A 7,055-nucleotide genomic window follows, 5' to 3' on the forward strand; every position below is an offset into this window, starting at 1 on the left:
GGGCGGAGCCGGGTACGGTGACGCGAACGCTGTGCGGTGGGTCGTACAGTGCTGGGTGCGGCGGGTGGCGCGACTCGTGTGGGACGTACGGCGGGTGGCGCGGCTCTTGCGGGATGTACGGCGGGTGGCGCGGCTCCTGCGGGACCTGCCTGCTGGTCAGGCCGGTGAGAACAGGTGGTCGCTGATGAGGCGGGCGGCCCCGATGACCCCTGCGGTGGGGCCCAACTCGCCCAGGACGATGGGGAGGTTGCCGGTCGCCAGCGGGAGCGACTGGCGGTAGACCTGGGTGCGGATCGCGGCGAGCAGGGTGTGGCCGAGGCCGGTGACCCCGCCGCCGATCACCACCAGGCCGGGGTTGAAGAAGCTGACGAGGCCCGCGATGACCTGCCCGGTGCGGTTGCCGCCCTCGCGGATGAGGTCGAGGGCGGTGGCGTCACCGGCGGCCGCCGCGGTGGCGACATCGGCGGCGGTGAGGGTGCCGACCGCGTCCAGGCGGAGCGCGAGCTCCGGCGAAAGCCCCGACGCGGCCGCCTCCTGTGCGTCGCGGGCCAGGGCCGCGCCGCTGAAGTGGGCTTCCAGGCAGCCCCTGTTGCCGCAGGCGCAGGGCCGCCCGTCGGGCTGCACCTGGATATGGCCGATGTCTCCGGCGCTGCCCGTCGTGCCGCGGTAGACCTCACCGCCGACGACGATGCCGCAGCCGATACCGGTGCCGATCTTGACGCAGAGGAAGTCGTGCACGGAGTGGGCGACGCCCGCGTGCTGCTCCCCCATGGCCATCAGGTTCACGTCGTTGTCGACCATCACCGGGCAGCCGAGGTCCTGGCTGAGCGCCTCGCGGACCGGGAAGCCGTCCCAGCCGGGCATGATCGGCGGAGCGACCGGTACACCTTCGGGGAAGCGCACGGGTCCCGGCACGCCGATACCGGCGCCGTCGAAACCTTCGGCCAACCCGGAGGCCTTCAACTTGGCGGCCATGGCCAGGACTTGCTCGAAGACGGGGACCGGGCCTTCTCGTACGTCTATCGGTTGGTTGAGGTGCCCGAGCACCTCCAACTCGGCGTTGGTAACCGCTACGTCGACCGATGTGGCGCCGATGTCCACGCCCAGGAAGCGCAGTTCGGGTGCAAGCCGGATGTTGTGCGAGCGGCGACCGCCACGGGACGCGGCGAGCCCGTCGGCGACGACCAGGCCGGTGTCAAGGAGACGGTCGACCTCGACGGCCAGTTTCGACCGGGAGAGATCGACCTGATCACCCAGCTGGGCACGGGAGTTGGGCCCGCCGTCCCGCAGCAGGCGGAGCAGCCGCGCCTGGTGCGCGTTGCCGGGTCGAGCCGTCATCCGTCTCACGTCACCCCTCCCACCGCTCACGGCATCGACATCGATATCGACATCGGCGGCGTCTGCCGTCTGCCGTCTACTTTCGAGGGGAACGTAGCAGCGCTTGTCGGGGGTGGGAAGAACTTGCGCACCAATCCATTCCAACTTTCTCCACCCACAGGACAAAGCCGCGCGCAGCGGTGGCGTCCGCTCAGGACTCGGCGCGCTGGTGGTACGTCGTACGGGTGTGCTCGGTGTGGGCCCGCATGACGTCCGTGGCGCGCTGCTCGTCGCGCGCCACGATCGCGGCGATCAGCTCGCGGTGTTCGATCCACGACTGCCTGCCGCGCTGCCGGGCGACCGGCGTGTAGTACCAGCGGACCCGGCGGTCGACCTGACCGGCGAGTTCGGCGAGCACCACGTTGCCCGCAAGCTCCATGACCTTGGCGTGGAAGGCGGCGTTGGTCGCCACCACCGCGTCCACGTCGCCGTCCTCGACGGCCCGCTCCCCCTTGGCGCACAGCTCTTCGAGTGCGGCGATTCCCGCGGAGCCCGCGCCCGCGGCGGCGAGCCGGGCGGCCTCGGCCTCCAGGAGGGTGCGCACGGTGAGCAGCTGGTCGGCCTCGTCCTCGGTGGGCTCGTGGACGAACGCGCCCTGGGCGGGGCGGAGATCGACCCAGCCCTCGGTGTTCAGTCGCTGCAGCGCCTCGCGTACGGGCTGCCGGGACACCCCGAGGTGCCCGGCCAGTTCGCTCTCGACCAGGTGCTGGCCGGGGCGCAGGGCGCGCGTCGTGATGAGCTCGAGCAGGGCCTCGTAGACCCGCTCGCGCAACGGTCCCGGCCGCTCGAGCTTGGGCACGGCACCCTGCGGCAGTCCAGCGGACAACATCGCGGTCCCCCTCGTCCTCGTCATCCTCGTCGGCGACTTGACATTGGTTATTGTCTACAGTCTACCGAGCGCAAGGCTCTCAGGGGCAGCGGACGATCTGCCCCGCGTACGAGAGGTTGCCGCCGAAGCCGAAGAGCAGCACCGGCGCGCCGCGCTCGACCTCGCCGCGCTCCACGAGCTTCGACAGGGCCAGCGGAATGCTCGCGGCCGAGGTGTTGCCGGAGTCGACGACATCGCGGGCGATGACCGCGTTGACCGCCCCGATGCGCGCGGCGAGCGGCTCGATGATCCGCAGGTTGGCCTGGTGCAGAACGACGGCGGCGAGGTCCTCGGGCGTCAGCGACGCCTTCTCGCACACCTGCCGGGCGAGCGCGGGCAGCTGGGTGGTCGCCCAGCGGTAGACACTCTGGCCCTCCTGGGCGAAACGCGGCGGCGTGCCCTCGATCCGTACCGCGTTGCCCATGGCGGGCACCGAGCCCCACAGCACGGGGGAGATGCCGGGCTCTTCGCCGTCCGGAACCGCCTCCAGGACGACGGCGCCCGCTCCGTCGCCGGTCAGGACGCAGCTGGTGCGGTCCGTCCAGTCGGTCACGTCGGTCATCTTGTCGGCGCCGATCACCAGCGCCCGGGTCGCGGCCCCGGCCCGCAGGGTGTGGTCGGCGGTGGCCAGGGTGTGCGGGAAGCCCGCGCAGACCACGTTGATGTCCATGACCGCGGGCGAGGGGATGCCGAGCCTGGCGGCCACCCGGGCGGCCATGTTCGGGGAGCGGTCGATGGCGGTGGAGGTGGCGACCAGCACCAGGTCGATGTCCTCGGGGCCCAGGCCCGCGGCGGCCAGCGCCTTGGCCGCCGCGTGCGCGGCGAGCTCGTCGACCGGCTCGTCGGGTCCGGCCACATGGCGCGTACGGATGCCTACCCGGCTCCGAATCCACTCGTCGCTGGTGTCGACCAGGTCCGCCAGCTCCGCGTTGGTGAGGACCTTGGCGGGCTGGTAGTGGCCGACCGCGACGATGCGAGAGCCGTTCATGTGCAGGGGGCCTTCCGTAGCGGTGACGTACAAGAAACACAGTCTGCGGAGCGACTCACCAGTACGAGGACACGTGAAGCGACAGGATTCCGACGCTGCCCTTGGAGGCTTCACATGATCTGCATGGCGGCGCGGGGTGTGCCGCCGACAAGCGCCGGAAACTTTGCCGACCGTATGCGATCCCGAAGCCTTGTCGGCCATGACTCCATACTGTAGACAATATTTCGTAGACATCTAGAATCTGCAGATCCCCTTCCTGACGCCCTTCCCTCGGTATCCCTCGAACCGAACGGAGAGCCACGTGAAAGTCGCAGTCGTCGGCGCCGGTGCCATCGGCGCCTATGTCGGAGCCGCGCTCCACCGCGCCGGTGCCGACGTCCATCTGATCGCCCGTGGACCGCATCTGGCGGCCATGAGGCAGCACGGCGTACGGGTGCACAGCCCGCGCGGAGACTTCACCGCGCGGGTGCACGCCACCGACAGCGCGGACGACATCGGCCCGGCCGACTATGTCTTCCTCGGCCTCAAGGCGAACTCGTACGCGGCGTGCGGGCCGCTCATCGAGCCGCTGCTCCACCAGCGCACCGCGGTCGTCGCCGCCCAGAACGGCATCCCCTGGTGGTACTTCCACCGGCACGGCGGCCCGCACGACGGACACCGCGTCGAGAGCGTCGACCCCGGCGGCACGGTCAGTGCCGTACTGCCGCCTGAGCGCGCCATCGGCTGTGTCGTCTACGCGGCCACCGAGCTCGCCGGGCCAGGCGTCGTACGGCACTTGGAAGGCACCCGGTTCTCCATCGGCGAACCGGACCGCTCCGTCTCCGGGCGCTGTCTGGAGTTCGGCGAGGCGATGCGGGCGGGCGGTCTGAAGTGCCCCGTGGAGCCGGAGATCCGCGACGACATCTGGATCAAGCTGCTCGGCAACATTTCCTTCAACCCGATCAGCGCGCTGACCCGGGCCACCATGCGGGAGATGTGCCTGCACGGATCGACCCGTGAGGTCATCGAGTTGATGATGACCGAGACCCTGGCCGTCGCCGCGGCCCTGGGCTGCCGCCCGGATATTTCCGTGGAGCGCCGCCTGGCGGGCGCCGAGCGGGTCGGGGACCACCGGACCTCGACGCTCCAGGACCTGGAGAAGGGCAAGCCACTCGAACTCGACGTCCTGCTCGCCGCGGTGGTGGAACTCGCCGCGATCACCGGCGTCCCGGTACCGACCCTGCGCACGGTGGGGGCCATCTCCGACCTGCTGGCCCGCGGGTCCACGCCCGTAAGGAGCGCAGCATGAGCACACGCGACCGGAGGTCCGACCGTGACCGCACACCCGTGAACTACACCCGGCTGACCCACCCGCTGGTCCGCGACGAGCGCGGCGGCCCACTGCGCAGGGCCAGTTGGGACGAGGCCCTGGCGCGGGCCGCGGACGGGTTCCGGCGCACCCGTGCCGCGCACGGAGCCGACGCCTTCGCGATGCTGTCCTGCGCCCGCGCCATCAACGAGATGAACTACGTGGCGCAGAAGTTCACCCGCGTGGTGATGGGCACCAACAACGTCGACTCCTGCAACCGCACCTGCCACGCGCCCAGCGTCGCGGGCCTGTCCGCGGCCTTCGGCTCCGGCGGCGGCACCTCGTCGTACGAGGAGGTGGAGCACACCGACCTCGTCGTGATGTGGGGCTCCAACGCCCGCTTCGCGCACCCGATTTTCTTCCAGCACGTCCTGAAGGGGATACGCCACGGGGCCCGGATGTACGCCGTCGACCCGCGCCGCACCAGCACCGCCGAGTGGGCCGAGAGCTGGCTCGGGCCGAACGTCGGCACCGACATCCCGCTCGCCCACGCGGTCGGCCGCGAGATCATCCACGCGGGCCTGGTGAACCGCGCGTTCGTCGAGCGGGCCACCACCGGATTCGAGGCCTACGCCGAGCTGGTCGAGCCGTGGACCCTCTCGCTGGCCGAGAAGGTGACCGGCGTACCGGCCGCCGCGATCCGGGACCTGGCCCATGCCTACGCCACCGCCGAACGCGCCCAACTGTGCTGGACCCTGGGCATCACCGAGCACCACAACGGCACCGACAACGTACGGGCGTTGATCAACCTGTCCCTGCTCACCGGGCACGTCGGGCGGTACGGGTCCGGGGTGCAGCCGCTGCGCGGCCAGAACAACGTCCAGGGCGGCGGCGACATGGGGGCCATCCCCAACCGGCTGCCCGGCTTCCAGGACATCCTGGACGCGTCATCGCGGATCAAGTTCGAGCGGGCCTGGGGGACTTCGATCCCGCCCCGGTACGGCATGACCCTCACCGACATGTTCGAGGCGATGGAGCACGGCGGGCTGCGCGCCGTGTACTGCATCGGCGAGAACCCCGCGCAGTCCGAGGCGGACAGCGGGCAGGCGGTGCGCCGCCTGGCGGCCCTGGACCATCTCGTCGTCCAGGACATCTTCCTGACGAAGACCGCCGAGCTGGCGGACGTCGTACTGCCCGCGACCGCCGCCTGGGCGGAGACGGACGGCACCACCACCAACAGCGAGCGGCGGGTTCAGCGGGTACGGGCCGCGCTGGCCCCGCCCGGTGAGGCCCGCGAGGACATCGACATCCTGTGCGCCCTCGCCGAACTTCTCGGCCATGACTGGAAGTTCGCCGACTCGGAATCGGTGTGGGACGAGCTGCGGTCGCTGTCCCCTGACCACTTCGGGATGACGTACTCCCGGCTGGAGGAGCACCAGGGGCTCCAGTGGCCCTGCCCGGACCTGGACGAGTTGCCGTCCAGCTTCCTGCACGCGCGGCTCTGGGAGACCGATCCGGCGCGGCGCGGGGCGCCCGCCCCGTTCGGGCTCGTCCAGCACGACCCACCGGTCGACCTGACCGACGAGGCGTATCCCGTACGACTCACCACCGGTCGGCGGCTCGACTCGTACAACACCGGGGTACAGAGCGGGAGTTTCGCCTCTCCGCTGCGGCGCGGCGAGTACGTCGAGCTGTGTCCGGAGGACGCGGAGGCGTACGGCGTGGTGGTCGGCGAGGAGGTACGGGTGGCATCGCGGCGGGGGGCCGTGGTCGCGCCGGTGTGGGTCGATCCCGGACTGCGGCCGGGGCTCGCCTTTATGACCATGCACTTTCCGGACGAGGTCGACACCAACCAGCTGACGATCGAGGCGAACTGTCCGATCGCGGGGACGGCGGAGTTCAAGGCGTCCGCGATCCGCATCGAGAAGCTGCCCGCTGCTTCGGCGTCGAGTTGAGGAGCTGAGAGTTCAGTGGATCTGCACTTCGGTGACAGCAAGCCGACGGACGAGGAGAGGGCCGCGGTCGACGCGCTGCTCGGGCCGCCCACGTCGGCGTGGGAGGGCGCGGACGACCGTAGTGACGCCGATCTGCGCTGGGCGCGGGGCGGGCGGGCGGTCGCTCGGGAGCGGCGGGATCTGCTGTTGCCGGGGCTGCACGCGGTGAACGACCGGGTGGGCTGGATCAGTGCGGGGGCCCTGGACTACCTGTGCCGACGGCTGACGGTGCCGCCTGCTGAGGCGTACGGGGTGGCGACCTTCTACTCCCTCTTCTCGGTGCGGCCCCGCCCCGCGACGGTGCTCCGCGTCTGCACGGACCTGGCGTGCGCGGCGCGCGGCGCGGGGTCGCTCTGCGCGTCCTTGGCCGCGCGGCTTGGCCCGGCCGGGACTCCGTCGGGTAGTTCCGTGTGGGAGGCCAGCCCCTGCCTGGGGTTGTGTGAGCGGGCTCCGGCGGCGTTGGTCGTGCGGGCGGGTGCGCCTGCGGCGGGCCTTCTCCCCACCCCGCCCCTTCCCGAAACCGGGGGCAAGCCCCCGGAC

6 protein-coding genes are annotated in these 7,055 nt (G+C 71.1%); 3 read left to right on the forward strand and 3 right to left on the reverse strand.

What is annotated here, in order from left to right:
• Nucleotides 1-156: 156 nt before the first annotated feature.
• From U9R90_RS05005 to U9R90_RS05015, 3 genes are all read right to left on the reverse strand, one after another.
• Nucleotides 157-1,338, reverse strand: coding sequence for an ROK family protein (locus U9R90_RS05005; RefSeq protein WP_411055143.1), 1,182 nt, complete (start codon nt 1,336-1,338; stop codon nt 157-159).
• A gap of 190 nt (nt 1,339-1,528) precedes the next feature.
• A complete protein-coding gene (locus U9R90_RS05010; protein ID WP_411055144.1) occupies nt 1,529-2,206 on the reverse strand; it encodes a GntR family transcriptional regulator in 678 nt (225 codons plus the stop codon).
• Nucleotides 2,207-2,285: 79 nt separating this feature from the next.
• The gene (locus U9R90_RS05015; RefSeq protein ID WP_411055145.1) at nt 2,286-3,233 is read right to left on the reverse strand and encodes a beta-ketoacyl-ACP synthase III; all 948 of its coding nucleotides are present in this window, start codon (nt 3,231-3,233) and stop codon (nt 2,286-2,288) included.
• A 301-nt stretch (nt 3,234-3,534) separates the two neighbouring features.
• Here U9R90_RS05015 and U9R90_RS05020 point away from each other — a divergent pair, with 301 nt between their 5' ends.
• From U9R90_RS05020 to U9R90_RS05030, 3 genes are all read left to right on the forward strand, one after another.
• The gene (locus U9R90_RS05020) at nt 3,535-4,521 is read left to right on the forward strand and encodes a 2-dehydropantoate 2-reductase (RefSeq protein WP_411055146.1); all 987 of its coding nucleotides are present in this window, start codon (nt 3,535-3,537) and stop codon (nt 4,519-4,521) included.
• Nucleotides 4,518-6,476, forward strand: coding sequence for a molybdopterin oxidoreductase family protein (locus U9R90_RS05025; RefSeq protein WP_411055147.1), 1,959 nt, complete (start codon nt 4,518-4,520; stop codon nt 6,474-6,476). The genes U9R90_RS05020 and U9R90_RS05025 overlap by 4 nt, the downstream gene beginning before the upstream one ends.
• Before the next feature lie 15 nt (nt 6,477-6,491).
• Nucleotides 6,492-7,055: NAD(P)H-dependent oxidoreductase subunit E (locus U9R90_RS05030; protein WP_411055148.1), on the forward strand; the 564-nt coding region annotated here is incomplete at its 3' end.

The sequence above is a fragment of the Streptomyces sp. E11-3 genome, assembly GCF_046540415.1.
In the GTDB taxonomy this organism is placed as follows: Bacteria; Actinomycetota; Actinomycetes; order Streptomycetales; family Streptomycetaceae; genus Streptomyces.